The sequence below is a fragment of the Pseudomonas sp. R45(2017) genome, from assembly GCF_002112305.1.
Classification (GTDB): domain Bacteria; phylum Pseudomonadota; class Gammaproteobacteria; order Pseudomonadales; family Pseudomonadaceae; genus Aquipseudomonas; species Aquipseudomonas paraglycinae.
Window position 1 is genome coordinate 15973 of sequence record NZ_NEHH01000012.1, and the last position, 19031, is coordinate 35003.

At 61.4% G+C, this 19031-nt stretch carries 18 protein-coding genes; 11 read left to right on the forward strand and 7 right to left on the reverse strand.

The window, feature by feature from the left end; genetic code table 11:
* Positions 1-56: 56 nt before the first annotated feature.
* The 3 genes from CAF74_RS24800 to CAF74_RS24810 form a co-directional block, all read right to left on the reverse strand.
* The gene (locus CAF74_RS24800) at positions 57-851 is read right to left on the reverse strand and encodes an OmpA family protein (protein ID WP_085748085.1); all 795 of its coding nucleotides are present in this window, start codon (positions 849-851) and stop codon (positions 57-59) included.
* Positions 852-906: 55 nt separating this feature from the next.
* On the reverse strand, positions 907-1311 hold the full coding sequence (locus CAF74_RS24805) for a DUF4398 domain-containing protein (protein ID WP_085697302.1): 405 nt from the start codon (positions 1309-1311) through the stop codon (positions 907-909).
* 366 nt (positions 1312-1677) lie between these two features.
* Positions 1678-2022 carry a hypothetical protein gene (locus tag CAF74_RS24810; protein ID WP_011332654.1) on the reverse strand — a complete coding sequence of 115 codons (345 nt, stop codon included), beginning with the start codon at positions 2020-2022 and terminating at the stop codon, positions 1678-1680.
* Between the two features lie 214 nt (positions 2023-2236).
* Here CAF74_RS24810 and ppc point away from each other — a divergent pair, with 214 nt between their 5' ends.
* The 7 genes from ppc to CAF74_RS24845 all read left to right on the forward strand — a co-directional run bounded on the left by ppc (position 2237) and on the right by CAF74_RS24845 (position 9479).
* Positions 2237-4867, forward strand: coding sequence for a phosphoenolpyruvate carboxylase (ppc, locus tag CAF74_RS24815; RefSeq protein WP_085748219.1), 2631 nt, complete (start codon positions 2237-2239; stop codon positions 4865-4867).
* A 288-nt stretch (positions 4868-5155) separates the two neighbouring features.
* Positions 5156-5806 carry an adenylate kinase gene (gene adk / locus CAF74_RS24820; RefSeq protein ID WP_085748086.1) on the forward strand — a complete coding sequence of 217 codons (651 nt, stop codon included), beginning with the start codon at positions 5156-5158 and terminating at the stop codon, positions 5804-5806.
* A 93-nt stretch (positions 5807-5899) separates the two neighbouring features.
* The gene (gene tsaB, locus CAF74_RS24825) at positions 5900-6574 is read left to right on the forward strand and encodes a tRNA (adenosine(37)-N6)-threonylcarbamoyltransferase complex dimerization subunit type 1 TsaB (RefSeq protein WP_085748087.1); all 675 of its coding nucleotides are present in this window, start codon (positions 5900-5902) and stop codon (positions 6572-6574) included.
* A 172-nt stretch (positions 6575-6746) separates the two neighbouring features.
* A complete protein-coding gene (locus tag CAF74_RS24830; RefSeq protein ID WP_007954720.1) occupies positions 6747-7055 on the forward strand; it encodes a hypothetical protein in 309 nt (102 codons plus the stop codon).
* Complete coding sequence (locus tag CAF74_RS24835; protein WP_085748088.1) at positions 7055-7915, forward strand: DUF72 domain-containing protein; 861 nt, start codon at positions 7055-7057, stop codon at positions 7913-7915. The genes CAF74_RS24830 and CAF74_RS24835 overlap by 1 nt, the downstream gene beginning before the upstream one ends.
* A 32-nt stretch (positions 7916-7947) precedes the next feature.
* On the forward strand, positions 7948-8784 hold the full coding sequence (locus tag CAF74_RS24840) for an oxaloacetate decarboxylase (protein WP_085748089.1): 837 nt from the start codon (positions 7948-7950) through the stop codon (positions 8782-8784).
* A 2-nt stretch (positions 8785-8786) separates the two neighbouring features.
* The gene (locus CAF74_RS24845) at positions 8787-9479 is read left to right on the forward strand and encodes an extensin family protein (protein WP_085748090.1); all 693 of its coding nucleotides are present in this window, start codon (positions 8787-8789) and stop codon (positions 9477-9479) included.
* Positions 9480-9483: 4 nt separating this feature from the next.
* Here the strand turns inward: CAF74_RS24845 and CAF74_RS24850 are convergent, their stop codons facing one another.
* Positions 9484-10098: an energy transducer TonB gene (locus tag CAF74_RS24850; RefSeq protein ID WP_085748091.1), complete on the reverse strand. Its 615-nt coding sequence runs from the start codon at positions 10096-10098 to the stop codon at positions 9484-9486.
* Between the two features lie 93 nt (positions 10099-10191).
* Between CAF74_RS24850 and CAF74_RS24855 the strand changes: the two genes are divergently transcribed.
* Positions 10192-10974 carry a class I SAM-dependent methyltransferase gene (locus CAF74_RS24855; protein ID WP_085748092.1) on the forward strand — a complete coding sequence of 261 codons (783 nt, stop codon included), beginning with the start codon at positions 10192-10194 and terminating at the stop codon, positions 10972-10974.
* A gap of 45 nt (positions 10975-11019) precedes the next feature.
* Here CAF74_RS24855 and CAF74_RS24860 read toward each other — a convergent pair whose 3' ends face one another.
* Positions 11020-11655 carry a TetR/AcrR family transcriptional regulator gene (locus CAF74_RS24860; protein WP_085748093.1) on the reverse strand — a complete coding sequence of 212 codons (636 nt, stop codon included), beginning with the start codon at positions 11653-11655 and terminating at the stop codon, positions 11020-11022.
* A gap of 94 nt (positions 11656-11749) precedes the next feature.
* Between CAF74_RS24860 and CAF74_RS24865 the strand changes: the two genes are divergently transcribed.
* The 3 genes from CAF74_RS24865 (at position 11750) to CAF74_RS24875 (ending at position 17901) form a co-directional block, all read left to right on the forward strand.
* Entirely contained in the window at positions 11750-12850 is a 1101-nt protein-coding gene (locus tag CAF74_RS24865; RefSeq protein WP_085748094.1) for an efflux RND transporter periplasmic adaptor subunit, read from the forward strand.
* Positions 12851-12856: 6 nt separating this feature from the next.
* Entirely contained in the window at positions 12857-15925 is a 3069-nt protein-coding gene (locus tag CAF74_RS24870; protein ID WP_085748095.1) for an efflux RND transporter permease subunit, read from the forward strand.
* A gap of 581 nt (positions 15926-16506) precedes the next feature.
* Positions 16507-17901: a Fic family protein gene (locus CAF74_RS24875; RefSeq protein WP_085748096.1), complete on the forward strand. Its 1395-nt coding sequence runs from the start codon at positions 16507-16509 to the stop codon at positions 17899-17901.
* Here the strand turns inward: CAF74_RS24875 and CAF74_RS24880 are convergent.
* Together CAF74_RS24880 and CAF74_RS24885 are read right to left on the reverse strand one after the other, a co-directional pair.
* A complete protein-coding gene (locus CAF74_RS24880) occupies positions 17898-18587 on the reverse strand; it encodes a DUF4197 domain-containing protein (RefSeq protein WP_011332665.1) in 690 nt (229 codons plus the stop codon). The genes CAF74_RS24875 and CAF74_RS24880 overlap by 4 nt on opposite strands.
* Before the next feature lie 24 nt (positions 18588-18611).
* A complete protein-coding gene (locus tag CAF74_RS24885; RefSeq protein ID WP_085748097.1) occupies positions 18612-19010 on the reverse strand; it encodes a YbaY family lipoprotein in 399 nt (132 codons plus the stop codon).
* Between the last annotated feature and the right edge of the window lie 21 nt (positions 19011-19031).

Here is a 19031-nt window from a genome sequence, read left to right on the forward strand (position 1 = left end):
CAAAAAAGCCCCGCCTGATCAAATCAGGCGGGGCTTTTCATTTACCGCTCAGCGAATCAGTGCGTGGTCGAGCTCACGGCCGAACGCGGTACCACTGGCTGGTTGTCGTTGGAAATGGTCACTTCCACTCGACGGTTCATCGCACGGCCCGAGACGGAGGTGTTATCCGCTACCGGGTATTCCTTGCCGTAACCTTGAGCGACGATGCGCGATGGGTCGACGCCCATCTTGATCAGTGCAACCTGCACCGAGGTCGCGCGGCGCTCGGACAGCGACTGGTTGTAGCTCGCAGTACCGGTGCTGTCGGTGTAGCCCTCGACGATCACTTTGCGATCAGGGTTTTCCTGAAGGAATTGCGCCAGTTTGTTGATGTTCACCAGACCGCTGGATTTCAGGTCGGCCTTGTTGGTGGCAAACAGCACGTCACCGAAGGTCACCAAAGTACCGCGATCGGTCTGCTTGGCGTTGAGGCTGTCCTGCAGCTGTTTGATCTGCTGATCGCGAGCGTCCAGGCGGGCCTGGGCACGTTGGGCGGCGGCGTTCTTCAAATTGGCTTCAGCGGTACGCAGAGCGATGGTCTGCTTGGCCACTTCCACGCGCTGGTTGGTCAGATAGGCCAGCTGGTCGACCTTGTGCTGGTCTTCCTTGTCCAGATAAGCCTTGTCGGCCTTGTCCAGGTAATCACTGGCATCCTTGGTTTCCAGCGCCGCGACTTTGCTGGCCTGCGGGTTGGCCTGCAGCCCGGCGTAGTTGGTGCGCGCCTGTTCCAGGTTCGGGTTCGGCGGCGTCGAGCAGGCAGCCAGGGCAACGCTTGCGGCCAGGAGAGCGGGGATCATCAGTTGTTTACGCATAATCGTTCGTCCTTTCTATCGATAAGAGTTTCAGCCTTGCGGTCGGGATGCGCGCTTACTGCACGGTGCGCTGACTTTCCTGACGCAGTTCCTGAACACCTTTCTGGGAATCCTTCACAGCTTGTTCGGCTTTCATCGCCTGAGCCTTGCGTTCAGCGACGCGGGCGTCCCACTCGGCCTGTTCGGCGAGGGTGCGGGCCTCATCATATTTCTTGTCGTGCATGGCGATTTCGGCTTGCTTCAGCTTGTCCTGAGCCTGCTTCATCTCCACGGCGGCGAACTCGGTACCGCCGGCGCTGACCGCGCTGTTGACCGCCGATTGAGTCACGGCGTACTGCTCGGTCGGTGGATTGCCAGCGCAACCGGCCAGCACGAAGCTGGTGCCGATGGCGAGAGCGGCCAGTTTCAGACCGCGCAGGTGGGAAAACGAGGTTTGGGTCTTCATGGTCTTCAACTCCATTGGTTAACTCCTTGAAAGCTTCGAAATCCATCCTGGTAGCGGAGCCGCAACCTTCATGTGCAAGTGCGTTTTGAAACGCTCGTTCCAGGCGTGGTTACCTGTTCCGACCGAAGGCATTTTTCAAAAGTTCAGAAAAGATGGCCCATCGCCAAAAAAAACTTTGACCGAACGGACAGGGCTCTAAACCGGGAACTTTGGCGGGGGAGAATGGTACGCGCGGGCGAAAAATGGCGTAAAAGCGGAGGGGAAATACAGTCCCTGTGGGAGCTGGCTTGCCAGCGATGAGGCCATCCAATTCAACCCGTTTGCGGCTGAACTGACGCCATCGAGGGCAAACCGTTTCCCACAGTTTTGAGGGGTCAGGGATCAGTGTTTTTGCTTGCCGGCAGCCGCCGACAAGTCGTGCAGATGACGCCGCGACAACGCGAGAAAACGCGGGGTCGGGCCGACATCTTCATACAGCGGATCGCCTTCCTCGTCAGTGGCGACCACGGTCGAACCTTTCACATACGGCAGGCTCGCTTCGAACTCTTCGAGGGCGGCGCCGATCAGCTCGCCGAGCAGTTCTTCGGCGTGGCGTTTGGGGTACATCTCGGCGATCGCCGCCAGCCGTGCGGCAGCTTCCACATCCAGATGAATCGTGTAGCCGGTATCGGTCAGGCGACCCTTGGCGGTTTCTTCCCAATGCTGGGCGAGTTCACGGATTTTCATAAAAACCTCATGTCGCGCCTGCTCATGGCAGGTCTTGGTGAGTGTCCGGCGTCAGCCGGCGGCAAGCCGTTGTGGGGCTTACCCTTGAGACTAGCTTCAACCCTCAAGGTTTAAAGTCCCTTCGTCGTCTGCTTGTAAGAAGCGTCCCAGAGCGGCACTCTCTGTTCATCCACTCACTTGCGATCCGTCACCGATTACTGCTGGAGAGATGCTGATGACCGATATTGATGCACGCTTGCGCGAAGACGTTCACCTGCTCGGTGAGCTGTTGGGCAACACCATTCGTGACCAGTACGGCGAGGCGTTTCTCGACAAGATCGAGCAGATCCGCAAGGGCGCCAAGGCTGATCGGCGCGGCTCGATGGACGCCGAACTCAGCGCCAGCCTCAATCAATTGAGCGAAGACGAACTGCTGCCGGTGGCGCGGGCCTTCAACCAGTTTCTCAACCTGGCGAACATCGCCGAGCAGTACCAGCTCATCCATCGCCGCGAAGAGACCCAGGCCGCGCCGTTCGAGTCCCGCGTACTGCCGGAATTGCTCGCCCGCCTGCGCAACGAAGGGCACAGCGCCGAATCCCTGGCCCGGCAACTGGCGCGGCTGGAAATCGAACTGGTACTGACCGCGCACCCGACCGAAGTGGCGCGGCGCACGCTGATCCAGAAGTACGACGCGATCGCCGCGCAACTGGCGGCGCAGGATCATCGCGACCTGACTACGGCCGAGCGCGAGCAGATTCACAACACCCTGCAACGTTTGATCGCCGAAGCCTGGCACACCGAAGAAATCCGCCGCACCCGACCAACCCCGGTGGACGAAGCCAAGTGGGGTTTTGCGGTGATCGAACACTCGCTGTGGCAGGCGATTCCCCACCATATGCGCAAGGCCGATCAGGCGCTGTTCGCCGCCACTGGCCTGCGTTTGCCGCTGGAAGCTGCGCCGATCCGCTTCGCTTCGTGGATGGGCGGCGACCGCGACGGCAACCCGAACGTGACCGCTGCCGTGACCCGCGAAGTGCTGTTGCTGGCGCGCTGGATGGCGGCGGATCTGTACCTGCGTGATGTCGATCACCTGGCCGCCGAACTGTCGATGCAGCAGGCCAGCGAGGCGCTCAAGGCCAGGGCCGGGGACAGTGCCGAGCCGTATCGTGCGGTGCTCAAGCAATTGCGCGAAAGGCTGCGCGCCACGCGTAACTGGGCCCATGCATCGCTGACCGCCACCACGCCGGCCCCGGTTGATGTGCTGCACAACAATCGCGACCTGCTCGATCCGCTGGAGCTGTGTTTCAACTCGCTGCACGAATGCGGCATGGGCGTGATCGCCGACGGGCCATTGCTCGATTGCCTGCGTCGGGCCGTGACGTTCGGCCTGTTCCTGGTGCGCCTCGATGTGCGTCAGGACTCGTCCCGCCACAGCGCGGCCATGAGCGAAATCACCGATTACCTCGGCCTCGGCAAGTACGAGGAGTGGGACGAAGAACAGCGCATCAGCTTCCTGACCCGCGAACTGCAAAACCGTCGGCCGTTGCTGCCGGCGCATTTCAAACCCTCGGCCGATACCGCCGAAGTGCTCGCCACCTGCAAGGAAATCGCCGCCGCGCCGGGCGCTTCGCTGGGCTCCTACGTGATCTCCATGGCCGGTGCCGCTTCCGATGTGCTGGCGGTGCAATTGCTGCTCAAGGAGTCCGGCGTACTGCGGCCGATGCGCGTGGTGCCGCTGTTCGAAACCCTCGCCGACCTCGACAACGCAGGACCTGTGATCGAACGTCTGTTGCTGCTGCCGGGTTACCGCGCGCGGCTGCAAGGCCCGCAGGAAGTGATGATCGGCTATTCCGACTCGGCCAAGGACGCTGGCACCACCGCGGCGGCGTGGGCGCAGTACCGGGCGCAGGAGCGGCTGGTGGAAATCTGCCGCGAGCAGCAAGTCGAACTGCTGCTGTTCCACGGTCGCGGTGGCACCGTGGGCCGTGGCGGCGGCCCGGCGCACGCGGCGATCCTGTCGCAGCCGCCGGGTTCGGTGGCCGGACGTTTCCGCACCACCGAGCAGGGGGAAATGATTCGATTCAAATTCGGCCTGCCGGACATCGCCGAGCAAAACCTCAATCTTTATCTGGCGGCAGTGCTGGAAGCGACCCTGTTGCCACCGCCGCCACCGACCCCCGAATGGCGGCATTTGATGGATGAACTGGCCGCTGACGGTGTCGCCGCTTACCGTGCGGTGGTGCGGGAAAATCCGCAGTTCGTCGAGTATTTCCGCCAGTCGACGCCGGAGCAGGAGTTGGGCCGCTTGCCATTGGGCAGCCGTCCGGCCAAGCGCCGCGCTGGCGGGATCGAAAGCCTGCGGGCGATTCCGTGGATCTTCGGCTGGACCCAGACCCGCCTGATGCTGCCGGCCTGGCTCGGCTGGGAAACCGCATTGAGCAAGGCCCTGGAGCGCGGCGAAGGCGAATTGCTCGGGCAGATGCGCGAGCAGTGGCCGTTCTTCCGCACGCGCATCGACATGCTGGAAATGGTGCTGGCCAAGGCCGACGCCGATATCGCGCTGTCCTACGACGAGCGTCTGGTGGAGTCGGACTTGCTGCCTTTGGGTGTGCACTTACGCGACCTATTGTCGCAGGCGTGTTCCGTCGTCCTCGGCCTGACCGGTCAGTCGCAGCTACTGGCACATAGCCCGGACACCCTGGAATTCATCCGTCTGCGCAACACCTACCTCGACCCGCTGCATCTATTGCAGGCCGAGTTGCTGGCGCGTTCGCGGCAGCAGAATGTCGAGCAGGGCAGCCCGGTGGAACAGGCGTTGCTGGTGTCTGTGGCGGGGATTGCCGCCGGTTTGCGAAATACCGGCTAAGGTTTTCTGCGTGGGGCGGGGCACCCGGGGCGAACCTCGGGTGCCGTTTATTGACTGTAGGAAAAATGCGGTCAGGCGACAGTTAATGATGGGGTTGCGACTTGGGGAACCGCGTCGCAAGGTCGCGGCGGGCGCCGGTTTCTCCGACTTTTGGCGTCTTGTGTGGGCGCAGCCTGCTGTGTATCTTGATCAGCCTTTGGCCGTTTGGGCGGCCACGACCCGTTTTATGAGATTGGCCCCACGAGGCGAATCCGTTGTTTTTTATATAAAAAATTGAGGAGCACATCGATGCGCGTCATTCTGCTGGGAGCTCCCGGGGCCGGTAAAGGTACTCAGGCTAAGTTCATCACCGAGAAATTCGGCATTCCGCAAATCTCCACCGGCGACATGCTGCGTGCTGCGGTCAAGGCCGGCACCGAGCTGGGCATCAAGGCCAAGAGCATCATGGATGCCGGCGGCCTGGTGTCGGATGACCTGATCATCGCGCTGGTCAAGGACCGTATAGCTCAGGCTGACTGCGCCAACGGTTTCCTGTTCGATGGCTTCCCGCGCACCATTCCTCAGGCTGAAGCGCTGGTGACTGCCGGTGTCGAGCTGGACGCCGTGGTCGAAATCGCCGTTGAAGACGAAGAAATCGTTCAGCGTATCGCCGGTCGTCGCGTTCACGAGGCCAGCGGCCGCGTTTACCACATCGTCTACAACCCGCCGAAAATTGCCGGTAAAGACGACATCACCGGCGAAGAGCTGGTACAGCGCAAGGACGACACCGAAGAAACCGTGCGTCATCGCCTGTCGGTCTACCACTCGCAGACCAAGCCGCTGGTGGAGTTCTACCAGAACCTGTCCGCCAAGAACGGTGGCAAGCCGAAGTACAGCCATATCCCTGGCGTCGGTTCGGTTGAAGCGATCACCGCCAAGGTGCTTGAAGCGCTGAGCTGAAAAACCTGATCCGCTGCATCATCCACGGCCCGCTTGCGGGCCGTAGTTGTTTATACTGGCGCACTTTTCCCCACCTGATTTACGGACACATCGATGAGCACCTTGCTGGCCCTGGACACCGCGACTGAAGCTTGCTCCGTTGCCTTGCTGCATGACGGCAAGGTCACGAGCCATTACGAGGTGATCCCGCGCCTGCATGCGCAGAAACTGCTGCCGATGATCCAGCAACTGCTCGCCGACGCCGGCACCACCCTGCAAGCGGTGGACGCCATCGCCTTCGGTCGTGGCCCGGGCGCATTCACCGGCGTGCGGATTGCCATCGGCGTAGTGCAAGGCCTGGCGTTTGCACTGGATCGCCCGGTATTGCCGGTGTCGAACCTGGCGGTGCTGGCGCAACGGGCTTACCGCGAGCACGGCGTGAGCCAGGTCGCGGCCGCCATCGATGCGCGGATGGATGAGGTGTATTGGGGCTGCTATCGCGAGACGGCCGGGGAGATGCGTCTGGTCGGCACCGAGGCGGTGCTGCCGCCGGAAGTCGCCGCATTGCCGGACGATGCTTCGGGTGACTGGTTCGGTGCCGGCACTGGCTGGGGTTATGGCGAGCGTATCGCGGTGAATCTGAGCGGTTCCGATGCGGGCATGCTGCCCCATGCCGAAGACCTGCTGACCCTCGCGCGATTTGCCTGGGAGCGTGGCGAAGCGATTCCGGCAGATGACGCCCAGCCGGTTTACCTGCGCGACAAAGTGGCCACCCCGAAAGCCCGCTGAGGCCATTTACCCTGTGGCATTCGCCACAGGGTTCTGCCGTTCCTGCCAATCGTCCGTTTCTAACCCCGCGCTTTAAACCTTTTGTCTTTTATGTGTTCTAGTTATCACTCGGCGATTTGCTAAGTCGGTCAGGTGCCGCTAAATTGCCATCATTGATACCGAGCATGACTTTATGCGTATAGACGGCGTTTCCACTCATTCCTACCCCATCAAGCGCAAGCCTCGCAAAGGCAATCCGGCGCTGGATGAGTCCGTCGACGATATCGACGGCGAGCTGGAATTCCCGACCGAAGAGCAACTGGCTGCCCGTGCCGCCAAAGCCACCGCCCAACGCCTGAGCAATCTGCCCGCCCGTCAACAAGACATGATTTATCACCGCGCGATGAAGAAAAGCGTGGCCATGGCCCTGGCCAGCTACCTGAGCACCGCCGGTTTTGTCGATTGGGATGCAGACGTGCTGGGCCTCGATCTGTACATCTGATGGAACTGCCTTACTACCTCGGTTGCCCGTCCTGGAGCGAAAACGCCTGGCGCGAGTATCTGTATCCGGTAGACGCCAAGACCTCCGATTTCCTCGGACTCTATTCGCAAGTATTCAACGCTGTTGAAGGCAACACGACCTTCTACGCCAGCCCGTCGCCCGTCACCGTGCAGCGCTGGTCCGAGGTGATGCCGGAGCACTTTCGTTTCACCGCCAAGTTTCCCGGTGATATCAGCCACAGCGGCGACTTGCGCGATCAACTGACCGCCGCTGAAACCTTCCTCCAGTTACTCAAGCCGCTCGGTGAGCGCGTCTCGCCAATGTGGCTGCAACTGTCGAAAAGCTTCACGCCGCATCGCTTGCCGGAGCTCGCCGCGTTCATCGATGCGCTGGATTGTCCGCTGGCGGTGGAAGTGCGCCACGAACAATTCTTCGCCAAGGGCGAGAGTGAGCGACTGCTCAATCGGCTGCTGCTGGATCGCGGCGTGGAGCGCATCTGTCTCGATCCCCGCGCGTTGTTCAGTTGCCTGTCGACCGAGTCGTCGGTGATCCACGCCCAATCGAAAAAGCCCCGCGTACCGACGCGTCCGGCAGCATTCACTCAATTCCCGCAGGTGCGCTTCATTGGCCATCCGGAGCTTGAGGCCAACGATCCGTTTCTGGTGCCGTGGGTGGCGAAGATCGCCGAGTGGATCGAAGAGGGGCGCACGCCGTACATCTTCCTGCACACCGCCGACAACATTCTTGCGGCGAAACTGGCGCAACGTTTTCACGCACAACTGATGCAACGTTTGCCTGGCCTGCGACCCTTGCCTGAGCTATACAGAGAACCCGCCGCCGAGCAACTTGGCCTGCTCTGAGGCGGATTTCTTTCCTGCCCTGGAGCCTGCCGATGGACGCCCAAGCCCGTCAACAACAAGCCCGTAAAGCCGAAACCTTCAAAGCCCTGCACGAACGCTCCGGGATATTCGTGATTCCCAATCCCTGGGATGCCGGTTCCGCGAAGATGCTCGCCAGTCTCGGCTATCAGGCGCAGGCGACCACCAGCGCCGGTTATGCATTTTCTCAGGGCAGAGCCGATGGCGGTCTGAGTCTCGACGATACGCTGGCCAATGTCCGGGCGATTGTCGCGGCCACGGATTTGCCGGTGGCGGTGGATCTGGAAAACGGCTTCGCCGACGCCCCGGCCGAATCGGCACAAAGTCTGATCCGCGCAGCCGAGGCGGGCGCCGTGGGTGGCTCGATCGAAGATGCCACCGGCCGGGAAGACTCGCCGATCTACTGCTTCGAACACGCGGTGGCGCGGATCGAAGCCGCCGTCGCTGCGGTGCGCACCTTGCCGTTTCCCTTCACTCTGACGGCCCGTGCGGAAAACTATCTGCACGGCAATCCCGATCTCAACGACACCATCCGCCGCTTGCAGGCCTTTGCCGAAGCCGGCGCCGACGTGCTGTACGCGCCGGGCCTGCGCACCGCCGAAGAAGTCCTGGCGGTGGTGCGCGCGGTGGCGCCGAAACCGGTCAATGTGTTGATGTCCGGCGGCTTGAAACTGACCGTGCAGCAGCTGGAAGAAATGGGCGTGAAGCGCATCAGCACCGGTTCGGCGCTGGCCCTGGCGGCGTTCGGCGAGTTTTTCCGCGCGGCGGAAGAGATCCAGCAATCCGGCACGTTCACCTTCACCTCCCGCTCGATGCCGTACGCAAAGGCCAATCAATTCTTCAAGGGATAAGCATGGGGCGCTGGCTGCTGTTGGCAGGGCTGCTAATCATCGGTGGCAGCCTGATCGGCGTCTGGCGCGGCTGGCTCGATGTGCCGCCGCAGTGGAACCCGTGGGCGCCGCTGGACGTGCAGGCGACGCCCAACTGGCTCACGGGCTACAAGTTGATGCGCCTGCGCAGCGATCCGGCCTTGTGCGAGCAGGCATTGGGTAGCTCCGGCCTGCGGGTTTCGCCACAGGCCGACAGCCCCGATGCCAAATGCCCGCTGATCGGCGCCTTGCGCGTGCAGGGCGGCGGGGTGGGGCTCAGCAGCAGCTTTCTCGCCAGTTGTCCCTTGGCCGTGGCGTTTGCGATGTTCGAGCGCCATACGCTGCAACCGGCGGCGCAGCAGGTCTACGGTCAATCGGTGGCTCGGGTCGATCACCTCGGCAGTTTCGCCTGCCGCAACGTCTACAACCGTGAGAACGGCGCGCTCAGCCGCCATGCCAGTGCCGATGCGCTGGACATCGCCGGCTTCCGCCTGGCTGATGGTCGCGCGATCAGCGTACTCAAGGACTGGCCGAAGCAAAATCAGGACGCGCAGTTTCTACGTCAGGTGCGCGACGGTGCCTGCGATGCGTTCAGTGTGGTGTTGAGTCCGGACTACAACACCGCCCATCGCAATCACTTTCATGTCGATGTCGGGCGCTGGAGCGTGTGTCGCTGAGGGATCAGGCGGCGATGCGCAGGTTCTGCTGAACGATCGGGCGCACCCAGCCGTTATCGAAGTCCAGGGCTTTCTGCTGCTCGACGATTTCTTCCGGTGGGAACGGCGGGTACGGCTGCAGCAGATCCAGATCGAATTCGGCAATCGGCAGGTACAGCGGTTTTTTCTGCGGGGCAGGGCCTGGCTCCGGAATCGGCTGGCCGTTGTTGATCACGACCGGACGAACCCAGCTGCTGTCGAAATCCTGCTGCTTTTGCTGAGTCTTGATTTCTTCTGCCGGGAACGGAGGGTACGGCTCGGCCAGTGTCATGTCGATTTCGGCGATCGGCAGAAACAGCGGCTCCGGCGGACGCACCTCGGTTTCAACCACATCGCATTCGCGCTGGCTGACGATGTGCGCGTGCAGTTCGCTGCCGACGGTCGGTTCTTCAGGGCTTTCCAGGTCAACCGGTGGGAACGTGCCACAGGCCGGCACCACATCACTCGATTGCTCGGCCAGTGCCTGGGCAAAAAAATCCTGCCACAGGTGGCTGACGCCGCCCAATGCTTGAGTGTTATGACGGCTGAAATCGCCTGTGGGCGAAATGTAGCCAATCGATGTGGGAAGAATGCCTGACATTTTTTTCGGTTGACGCTCAGCTCTGGCAAAATGCGCGTTGATTGGGTTATCGGCGGTTTTTGCCGATCCTTAACTTTTTTGAGCGTGTTTTCCATGATTGAGCAACCCGCGGCCTGCCGCATCCATGTCGAGGCCCTCGGCCCGACGTTCGAAGCGCAGGCCGAGCAGTGGGCGCAGCGCCTGAACCTGCCGTTGCAGGTAGCTGATGGCGAGTTTGCCCTGCAGGTCGGCGAGCAGGGTTTGCAGCTGCAACAGCTGGGGCCGGATGCGCCGGGTCCGGTGCGGGTCGACTTCGTCGAGGGCGGTGCGGCCCATCGCCGGTTGTACGGCGGTGGCAGCGGGCAGATGATCGCCAAGGCGGTCGGCATCGCCCAAGGCGTGCGTCCACGGGTGCTGGATGCCACGGCAGGGCTGGGCAAGGATGCGTTCGTGCTGGCCAGTCTCGGTTGCGAGATGAACCTGATCGAGCGCCAGCCATTGATCGGCGCGTTGCTGGAAGATGGTCTGGCCCGTGCGGCTGAAGACTTCGAGGTGGAGCCGATCGTGGCACGGATGAAGCTGCTCAAGGGCAACTCCATCGAGGTGATGCGCAATTGGGAGGGCGAGCCGCCGCAGGTGATCTACCTCGACCCGATGTTCCCGCACCGTGAGAAAACCGCGCTGGTGAAGAAGGAAATGCGCCTGTTCCGCCCGCTGGTAGGCGATGATCCGGATGCACCGGCGTTGCTGGAAGCGGCGTTGGCGCTGGCCACGCACCGGGTGGTGGTCAAGCGCCCGCGCAAGGCGCCGTGCATCGAAGGGCCGAAGCCGAGTCATGCGCTGGACGGCAAATCCAGCCGCTATGACATCTACCCGAAGAAAGCGCTCAAGGCCTGAGCCGTCGCATAAGAAAATCCCACGCATGGCGTGGGATTTTTGTTTTCAGGGTCGAAAGGCCCGCATGAACAGCCCGACCACTTCCTGCACATGACTTTCCGCCGCCTCGCCGGTCAGCGGCTCACCGCAGCCGTACAACAGGCGAAAATTCCCGGCGCCCTTTATCAGGCAAAAGAAGTGCTCGGCGGCGTTGTGCGGGTTGTCGATGCTCAGCACGCCGGTTTCGTGGATCCGCCGCAGCAAACGTTCCATGCCCTGCACCATGCGCTGAGGGCCGGCCTCGAAGAAGATCAGTGACAGGTTGGGATCCTGACTGCCCAAGGCCATGATCAGACGATGCAGGTTCACCGATTCATCGCTGTTGATCAGGTGGTGAAAGCCTCGCGCAATGTTCAGCAACACATTTTCCACCGCGATGCCGTCCGGCAATTCGAAAAACAGTGGCGGCAATTGCTCCTCGCATTTGGCCACCACGGCGGCGGAGAACAGCGTCTCCTTGCCGTTGAAATGGCTGTAGACCGTCAGCTTCGACACGCCAGCCTCGGCGGCCACCGCGTCCATGCTGGTGTTGGCATAGCCATGACTCAGAAACAGGATTTTCGCCGCCTCGAGGATCGCCTGGCGCTTGGCCGGATCCTTCGGGCGGCCGGGGCCGTTTGGAGCTGAAAGATTGTTCGACATTCTTCGCTTTTAATACTGGACTGGTGAGTTTGCTATTAATAACATACCGGCCAGTATAATTATTCCAAGCCTCCTTAGCGAAAGGTCCTTCACCATGTTCCGCCATGCGTTGTCCTTTGCGGTGCCAGTCAGTCTGGCTTTTTTATTGTCGGCGTGTGGCAAGGAAGAGGTGACGCAAGTCAACGTGCGACCGGCCATGGTGGTGCAGCCAGAGCCTTCGGCGCAGGCGATGGAAAGTTATCCGGGCGAGGTTCGCGCCCGCTACGAACCCGATCTGGCGTTCCGCATCGGCGGCAAAGTCAGCCGACGACTGGTCGAGGAAGGCCAGCGCGTGAAGGCCGACCAACCACTCGCCGAACTCGATCCGCAAGATGTACGCCTGCAACTGGAAGCCACCCGGGCCCAGGTCGCGGCCGCCGAAGCCAACCTGAACCTGGTGCGCGCCGAGCGTGACCGCTACAAGACCCTGATGGAACGGCAGATGGTCAGCCGCTCGGCCTACGACAATGCCGAGAACCTCTACCGCTCCGGCGAAGCCCGCCTCAAACAGATCAAAGCCGAATTCAACGTCTCGACCAATCAGGCCAGTTACGCCGTGCTGCGTGCGCCTCAGGATGGTGTGGTCGCCAAACGCTCGGTAGAAGTCGGGCAAGTGGTCGCCGCCGGGCAAACCGTTTTCACCCTCGCCACTGACGGCGAGCGGGAAGTGCTGATCAGCCTGCCGGAGCAGAGCTTCGGCCGCTTCAAGGTCGGCCAACCCGTCTCGGTGGAGCTGTGGACGCAACAGAACCAGCGCTTCGCCGGGCAGATCCGTGAGCTGTCGCCGGCCGCCGATCCGAAATCCCGCACCTTCGCTGCACGCATTTCGTTCACCTCCGGCAAGGTTCCGGCAGAACTGGGCCAGAGCGCGCGGGTCTTCGTGCAGACCGCAGATGTCATCCCGCTGTCGGTGCCGCTCTCGGCGCTGACGGCCGAAAACGGCGCGACCTACGTCTGGGTCGTCAGCGCCAACAACACCCTGAAAAAGACCCCGGTGCGCACCGGCCCTTTCGGTGAGAAAACCGTGCCGGTGCTCGAAGGCCTGAACGCCAGCGACTGGGTGGTCGCCGCTGGTGTGCATGTGCTGCTGGAAGGGCAGCAGGTGCGTCCGGTGGATCGCTCCAACCGCGTGGTCAATCTGGCGGACAAGGAGTAATCCCCGATGGGTTTCAATCTTTCCGCCTGGGCGCTGCGCAATCGCCAGATCGTACTGTTCCTGATGCTTTTGCTGGCGATCGTCGGCGCCTTGTCCTACACCAAGCTCGGCCAGAGTGAAGACCCGCCGTTCACCTTCAAGGCGATGGTTATTCAGACCCGTTGGCCCGGCGCCACGGCTCAGGAAGTCTCGCGTCAGGTTACCGAACGCATCGAAAAGAAACTGATGGAAACCGGCGAGTACGAGCGCATCGTTTCGTTCTCCCGCCCCGGCGAATCCCAGGTCACGTTCATTGCCCGCGACTCGATGCATTCGGTGGAGATTCCGGATCTCTGGTATCAGGTGCGCAAGAAAGTCAGCGACATTCGCCAGACCTTGCCGCCGGGGATTCAGGGGCCGTTTTTCAACGATGAGTTCGGCACCACTTTCGGCAATATCTATGCGCTGACCGGCGACGGTTTCGACTACGCGGTGCTCAAGGATTACGCCGACCGCATCCAGATCCAGCTGCAACGGGTCAAGGACGTGGGCAAGGTCGATCTGCTCGGTTTGCAGGACGAGAAGGTCTGGGTCGAATTGTCCAACGTCAAACTCGCCACCCTCGGCTTGCCGCTGGCAGCCGTGCAGCAGGCGCTGGAGGAACAGAACACGGTTTCCACCGCAGGGTTTTTCGAAACCGGCAGCGAGCGTTTGCAACTGCGGGTGTCGGGGAATTTTCAGACAGTCGACGAGATCAAGAACTTCCCGATCCGGGTCGGGGATCGTACGTTCCGCATCTCCGATGTTGCCGATGTGCGGCGCGGTTTCAACGATCCCCCGGCGCCGCGCATGCGCTTCATGGGCGAGGATGCGATCGGCCTGGCGGTGGCGATGAAGGACGGCGGCGACATTCTGGTGCTGGGCAAGGCTCTGGAAATCGAGTTCGCCCGGATCCAGAAAAACCTGCCGGCCGGCATGCAATTGCGCAAGGTCTCCGATCAGCCCGCAGCTGTGAAAACCGGCGTCGGCGAGTTCGTCCAGGTGCTGGTCGAAGCGCTGGCCATCGTGTTGCTGGTGAGCTTCTTTTCCCTCGGCGTGCGCACCGGCATGGTGGTGGCGCTGACCATTCCGCTGGTGCTGGCGATGACGTTCGCCTGCATGTATTACCTCGGCATCGGCCTGCACAAGATTTCCCTCGGTGCGTTGGTACTGGCGCTGGGTTTGTTGGTGGACGACGCGATCATCGCCGTGGAAATGATGGCGATCAAAATGGAGCAGGGTTTCGACCGGATCAAGGCTGCCAGTTATGCCTGGACCAGCACCGCGTTCCCGATGCTCACCGGTACGCTGATTACGGCCGCAGGCTTCCTGCCGATTGCCACGGCGCAGTCCGGCACCGGCGAATATACCCGCTCGATCTTCCAGGTGGTGACCATCGCCTTGCTCGCATCCTGGGTAGCGGCGGTGGTGTTCGTGCCGTATCTGGGGGAAAAACTCCTGCCGGATCTGGCGAAAATTCATGCGGCCAAACATGGTGCGGCTGACGGCCAAACCGATCCCTATGGCACGCCGTTCTACCAACGGGTGCGGCGTCTGGTGGAGTGGTGCGTACGTCGGCGCAAAACCGTGATCGTGCTCACCGTGCTGCTGTTCGTGGCGTCGGTGGCGTTGTTCCGGTTTGTGCCGCAGCAGTTCTTCCCGGCTTCCGGGCGACTGGAGTTGATGGTCGATCTGAAGCTTGCCGAAGGCGCCTCGCTGGCCAATACCACGGGTGAGGTCAAACGGCTGGAAGCGATGCTCAAGGATCACGCCGGCATCGATAACTACGTCGCTTACGTCGGCACCGGTTCGCCGCGTTTCTACCTGCCGCTGGATCAACAGCTGCCGGCGGCTAGCTTCGCCCAGTTCGTCGTGCTGGCGAAAACCATTGAGGAGCGCGAAGCGCTGCGCACGTGGCTGATCGACACCTTGAACGAGCAGTTCCCGTCCCTGCGCTCGCGGGTCACGCGTCTGGAAAACGGCCCGCCGGTTGGCTATCCGGTGCAGTTCCGCGTCACCGGCGAGCACATTGAGGAAGTGCGTGCACTGGCCCGGAAAGTCGCGGCCAAGGTGCGCGAGAACCCGCATGTGGTGAACGTGCATCTGGACTGGGAAGAGCCGAGCAAGGTCGTGTACCTGAACATCGATCAGGATCGCGCCCGGGCGTTGGGCGTGAGCACGGCGAATCTGGCGAAATTCCTCCAGAGTTCGCTGACCGGTTCCAGCGTCAGCCAGTACCGCGAGGACAACGAACTGATCGAAATCCTCCTGCGCGGCACCGTGCACGAGCGCACCGAGCTGTCGTTGCTGCCGAGTCTGGCGGTGCCGACCGACAACGGTCGCAGCGTCGCGCTGTCGCAGATTGCCACGCTGGAATATGGCTTCGAGGAAGGCATCATCTGGCACCGCAATCGCCTGCCGAACGTGACCGTGCGCGCCGACATCTATGGCAAGGAGCAGCCGGCGACGCTGGTGAAGCAGATCATGCCGACGCTTGATCCGATTCGTGCCGAATTGCCGGACGGCTATTTGCTGGATGTCGGCGGTACGGTGGAGGATTCGGAGCGTGGGCAGAAGTCGGTGAACGCCGGGGTGCCGATGTTCATTGTCGTGGTGCTGACGTTGCTGATGGTGCAGTTGCGCAGTTTTTCGCGCACGGCGATGGTGTTTCTGACCGCACCGCTGGGGTTGATCGGGGTGACGCTGTTTCTGCTGGTGTTCCGTCAGCCGTTCGGGTTTGTGGCGATGCTCGGGACGATCGCGCTGTCGGGGATGATCATGCGTAACTCGGTGATTCTGGTGGATCAGATCGAGCAGGATATCGCCGCCGGGCTCAAGCCGTGGCAGGCGATAATCGAGGCGACTGTGCGGCGGTTCCGGCCGATTGTGTTGACGGCTTTGGCGGCGGTGTTGGCGATGATTCCGCTTTCTCGCAGTGTGTTTTTTGGGCCGATGGCGGTGGCGATTATGGGGGGGTTGATTGTTGCTACTGCTTTGACGCTTTTGTTTTTGCCGGCGTTGTATGCGGCTTGGTTCAGGGTGCGTAAGGAGGCTTGAGGCTCTTTGAGCGTGGCGGCCTTTGGGCCGACCAGGCTCTGGGTGTTTTGGGTACATATCCGTTGCAGCGGTAACGGCTTCTTATGGTTCCGCCCTTACGGCGGGTCACTTTTGCAGACGCCCAAAAGTAACCAAAACGCTGGGCCCCGGCGTTCGGCCCCTCGCTGGGGCTCGGGGTTCCTTCGTTCCGGGATTCATCCGGGGGCATCGCCTCCGGTTTGCTTCGCTGCACCTCCTCTCGATGTGTTCGACTTCGTCGAACGGCGCTACGCGCCTACCCCCGGATAAATCCCTCCACTCAGCCGGCCGAAGGGGCCGGCACGTCAAGAGCGGTACTCGAGCTAACGCTCATCGTGTTGAGTGGGGTGGCTATGCCACATTTTTGGGGAGCACGTTTCAACTGTGGGAGCTAGCTTGCTAGCGATGGGGGGCTGGGGGCACCCCATTTCTTTTGGGAGCAAGCAGCTTTGTAGGACCTTGCGCCGTCTCCTACGTTTTTTTCAGACGGCTCCGATATTGAGTCGCTGTGTTGGCGGTGCTGTACTCGAGGCTGTTTTTCAGCCTTGTTTGAGTCAGCGTTGATGAAGAAACCGCCGGTATTGAAGGGTCGGGCCGATCCAGTCTTTGAGTTGTTGATGCGCGCGCCTCACAAGCAGCGTCTGGCGGATTATCTTGCGTTGCTCAAGCCGCTGGATGATCAGGGGCGGTATCTGCCTTTTGAGGATTTGCGGTATCGCTGGGCCAGCGGGCTGGATTCGCGTTTGTGTTGGGCGTTGGTCAAGAAGGCGCGGGTCGCTCAGTACATTCATCTTCTGCCTTTGGGGGAACCGGCGCAGTGGGGGAAGTTTGTGCCGACGCCCACCGCGCAGAAGGCACTTTCAGTGGTTGATCGGCAAACTACGACGGCGTCGCTGGAGTACATGACCAGCCAGATAGGCGAGCGGGCGCATTTCAGTTATTTGCTTAACGGTCTGATCGAGGATGAGGCGATCAGCAGCAGTCAGTTGGAGGGCGCCGCGACCACTACCCGTGTGGCCAAGGACATGCTCAAGCAACGGCGTCAGCCGCGTACGCCGGATGAGCGGATGGTCATGGGTAATTACCGGATGATGAATTTCGCCTGGGAAAAACGTTACGAGCCATTGAGCGTGGAGTTGATAGCGTCGATCCATCGAGTCGGTGTCGAAGGTATTGATGACGAGCGGTATGACCCCGGGCTTTTCAGGACCAACGATGAAGTGGTGGTGCAGGATGGCGAAGGGAATACCGTGCACACGCCTCCGCCTGCCGCCGGATTGGGGAGGCGGCTGGATTTGCTCTCGCAGTGGATCAATCAATCACAGGGCTCACCTCGGCAAAAAAACTACCTGCATCCGCTGATCAAGGCGATCACGCTGCACTTTGCCCTGGGTTACGAACATCCGTTTCGCGACGGTAACGGGCGGGTCGCCAGGGCGCTGTTTTACTGGTTCATGTTCAAGCATGATTTTTCGGCCTTCCGTTATATCGCGATCAGTCTTTTACTGCGCAACGCGCCGGTGAAGTACGGGCGGTCGTATTTGCACAGCGAAGCCGATGAGCTCGATCTGACGTACTTCATCGAGTTTCAGTGTTCGGTGATTCTGCGGGCGGTGGAGGGGTTTACCGAGGTGTATCGCAAGAGTGTGGCGTACAGCGAAAACTTCGAGCACTGGCTGACCTGTTCGGGCTTTTTTGATCGGCTGACAGAGCGGCAGCGAGCGATTTATCAGGTGGCCAGAAGTGGGGTGGCGAAGGAGTTCACGGCGGGGAACGTCAAGGAGCAACTTGGTTGTGCCTACAACACAGCGGTGTCGGCGTTGAGCGGGTTGGTTGAACTGCAGGTTTTCGAGAAGAAGAAAATGGGGCGCGAGTGGGTGTACTTTTTACGTGTATCTGCTGGTGGCGGATTGAACAACGGGAGTGAGACAGCTCACTCCCGTGCCGTGTCGGCTTAGAGCGTACCAAACACTTTTTTCGCCAGACTCGTCGCTGCAGCGGCCGGGTTCTTGCGGATGGTTTCTTCCTGTTTGCCGATCATTTCGAACAGGCCGTTGAGCGCTTGTTCGGTCACGTAGCTTTCGATGTTGGCGCTCTTCGCATCCACCACGCCGAAGGTCGCGGCCTGGCCGGCGAAGGCGTTGTATTTCTGGGCTACGCCGACTTTGTCGGTCGCCTGTTTGACGATGGGCAGGAACTTGGTGCGGATCTGTTCGCGGCTGGATTTGTCCAGGTATTGGGTGGCGGAGTCGTTGCCGCCGCTGAGGATGCCTTTGGCGTCTTCCACGCTCATTTTCTTCACGGCGTCGACGAGGATCGGCTGGGCCTGGGTGACGGCGGTTTCCGCGGCCTTGTTCATGGCGGTTTCCAGTTCTTCAACTTGAGCGCCCATGCCGAAGGCTTTCATCTTGCCGGCGACTTTGCCGAGTTTGCCCGGCAGTTCGATTTTCACGTCCGGATTGTTGCTGAAGCCGCCCGGGGTGCCGAGTTGTTTGACGGCCAGTTGCGCGCCTTGGGTCAGGGCATCCTTGAGGCCGCCGGTGGCGTCGCCTTGCGACAGGTCGCTGAGGGACAGAGCCAGTGCGTTGGCGGAGATCATCAGGCCCGCGCACAGGCCGGCGAAGCGAAGGGTAGGGCGGAGCATGGCGGCTTCCTTGTTCGGAGAGGGTTAGCGGGCGGCGTCGACGCGGATCTTCAGCGGCTGCGGATCCTTGCCATCGAGCTGCACGGCATGGTTTTCGGTGGTGATGAACATCAGCTCGCCGTTGACTTCGATGCGTGCGCTGACCGAGTAGCGGTGGCCGGGTTTGACCTGGGCCGGATCGTAGCTCAAGTGGAACGGCAGCGGCACCTGGCCTTTGACCGGGCCTTTCTGTTCGTCGAGTACCACGGCCGGAGCGTCGGCCAGCGAAACGTCCTGCAGGCTCACGCTCAAGGTCGCACTGGGCGGCAGGGCGATGCGTTGCAGGTAGAACACTTCGCCGTCGAGGCTGACTTTGCCGGCCGGTGAGGTCGACTGGCAGGCGCTGAGCAGGGTGACGGCGGCAAGAAGGGAAAGTTTTTTCATCGGAGATCTCCGTATCGACGG

Bases quoted from the DNA above. Each gene is read 5' to 3' on its own strand.
- CAF74_RS24800 (WP_085748085.1), bottom strand. From the start codon at position 851: ATGCGTAAACAACTGATGATCCCCGCTCTCCTGGCCGCAAGCGTTGCC.
- CAF74_RS24805 (WP_085697302.1), bottom strand. From the start codon at position 1,311: ATGGAGTTGAAGACCATGAAGACCCAAACCTCGTTTTCCCACCTGCGC.
- CAF74_RS24810 (WP_011332654.1), bottom strand. From the start codon at position 2,022: ATGAAAATCCGTGAACTCGCCCAGCATTGGGAAGAAACCGCCAAGGGT.
- ppc (WP_085748219.1), top strand. From the start codon at position 2,237: ATGACCGATATTGATGCACGCTTGCGCGAAGACGTTCACCTGCTCGGT.
- adk (WP_085748086.1), top strand. From the start codon at position 5,156: ATGCGCGTCATTCTGCTGGGAGCTCCCGGGGCCGGTAAAGGTACTCAG.
- tsaB (WP_085748087.1), top strand. From the start codon at position 5,900: ATGAGCACCTTGCTGGCCCTGGACACCGCGACTGAAGCTTGCTCCGTT.
- CAF74_RS24830 (WP_007954720.1), top strand. From the start codon at position 6,747: ATGCGTATAGACGGCGTTTCCACTCATTCCTACCCCATCAAGCGCAAG.
- CAF74_RS24835 (WP_085748088.1), top strand. From the start codon at position 7,055: ATGGAACTGCCTTACTACCTCGGTTGCCCGTCCTGGAGCGAAAACGCC.
- CAF74_RS24840 (WP_085748089.1), top strand. From the start codon at position 7,948: ATGGACGCCCAAGCCCGTCAACAACAAGCCCGTAAAGCCGAAACCTTC.
- CAF74_RS24845 (WP_085748090.1), top strand. From the start codon at position 8,787: ATGGGGCGCTGGCTGCTGTTGGCAGGGCTGCTAATCATCGGTGGCAGC.
- CAF74_RS24850 (WP_085748091.1), bottom strand. From the start codon at position 10,098: ATGTCAGGCATTCTTCCCACATCGATTGGCTACATTTCGCCCACAGGC.
- CAF74_RS24855 (WP_085748092.1), top strand. From the start codon at position 10,192: ATGATTGAGCAACCCGCGGCCTGCCGCATCCATGTCGAGGCCCTCGGC.
- CAF74_RS24860 (WP_085748093.1), bottom strand. From the start codon at position 11,655: ATGTCGAACAATCTTTCAGCTCCAAACGGCCCCGGCCGCCCGAAGGAT.
- CAF74_RS24865 (WP_085748094.1), top strand. From the start codon at position 11,750: ATGTTCCGCCATGCGTTGTCCTTTGCGGTGCCAGTCAGTCTGGCTTTT.
- CAF74_RS24870 (WP_085748095.1), top strand. From the start codon at position 12,857: ATGGGTTTCAATCTTTCCGCCTGGGCGCTGCGCAATCGCCAGATCGTA.
- CAF74_RS24875 (WP_085748096.1), top strand. From the start codon at position 16,507: ATGAAGAAACCGCCGGTATTGAAGGGTCGGGCCGATCCAGTCTTTGAG.
- CAF74_RS24880 (WP_011332665.1), bottom strand. From the start codon at position 18,587: ATGCTCCGCCCTACCCTTCGCTTCGCCGGCCTGTGCGCGGGCCTGATG.
- CAF74_RS24885 (WP_085748097.1), bottom strand. From the start codon at position 19,010: ATGAAAAAACTTTCCCTTCTTGCCGCCGTCACCCTGCTCAGCGCCTGC.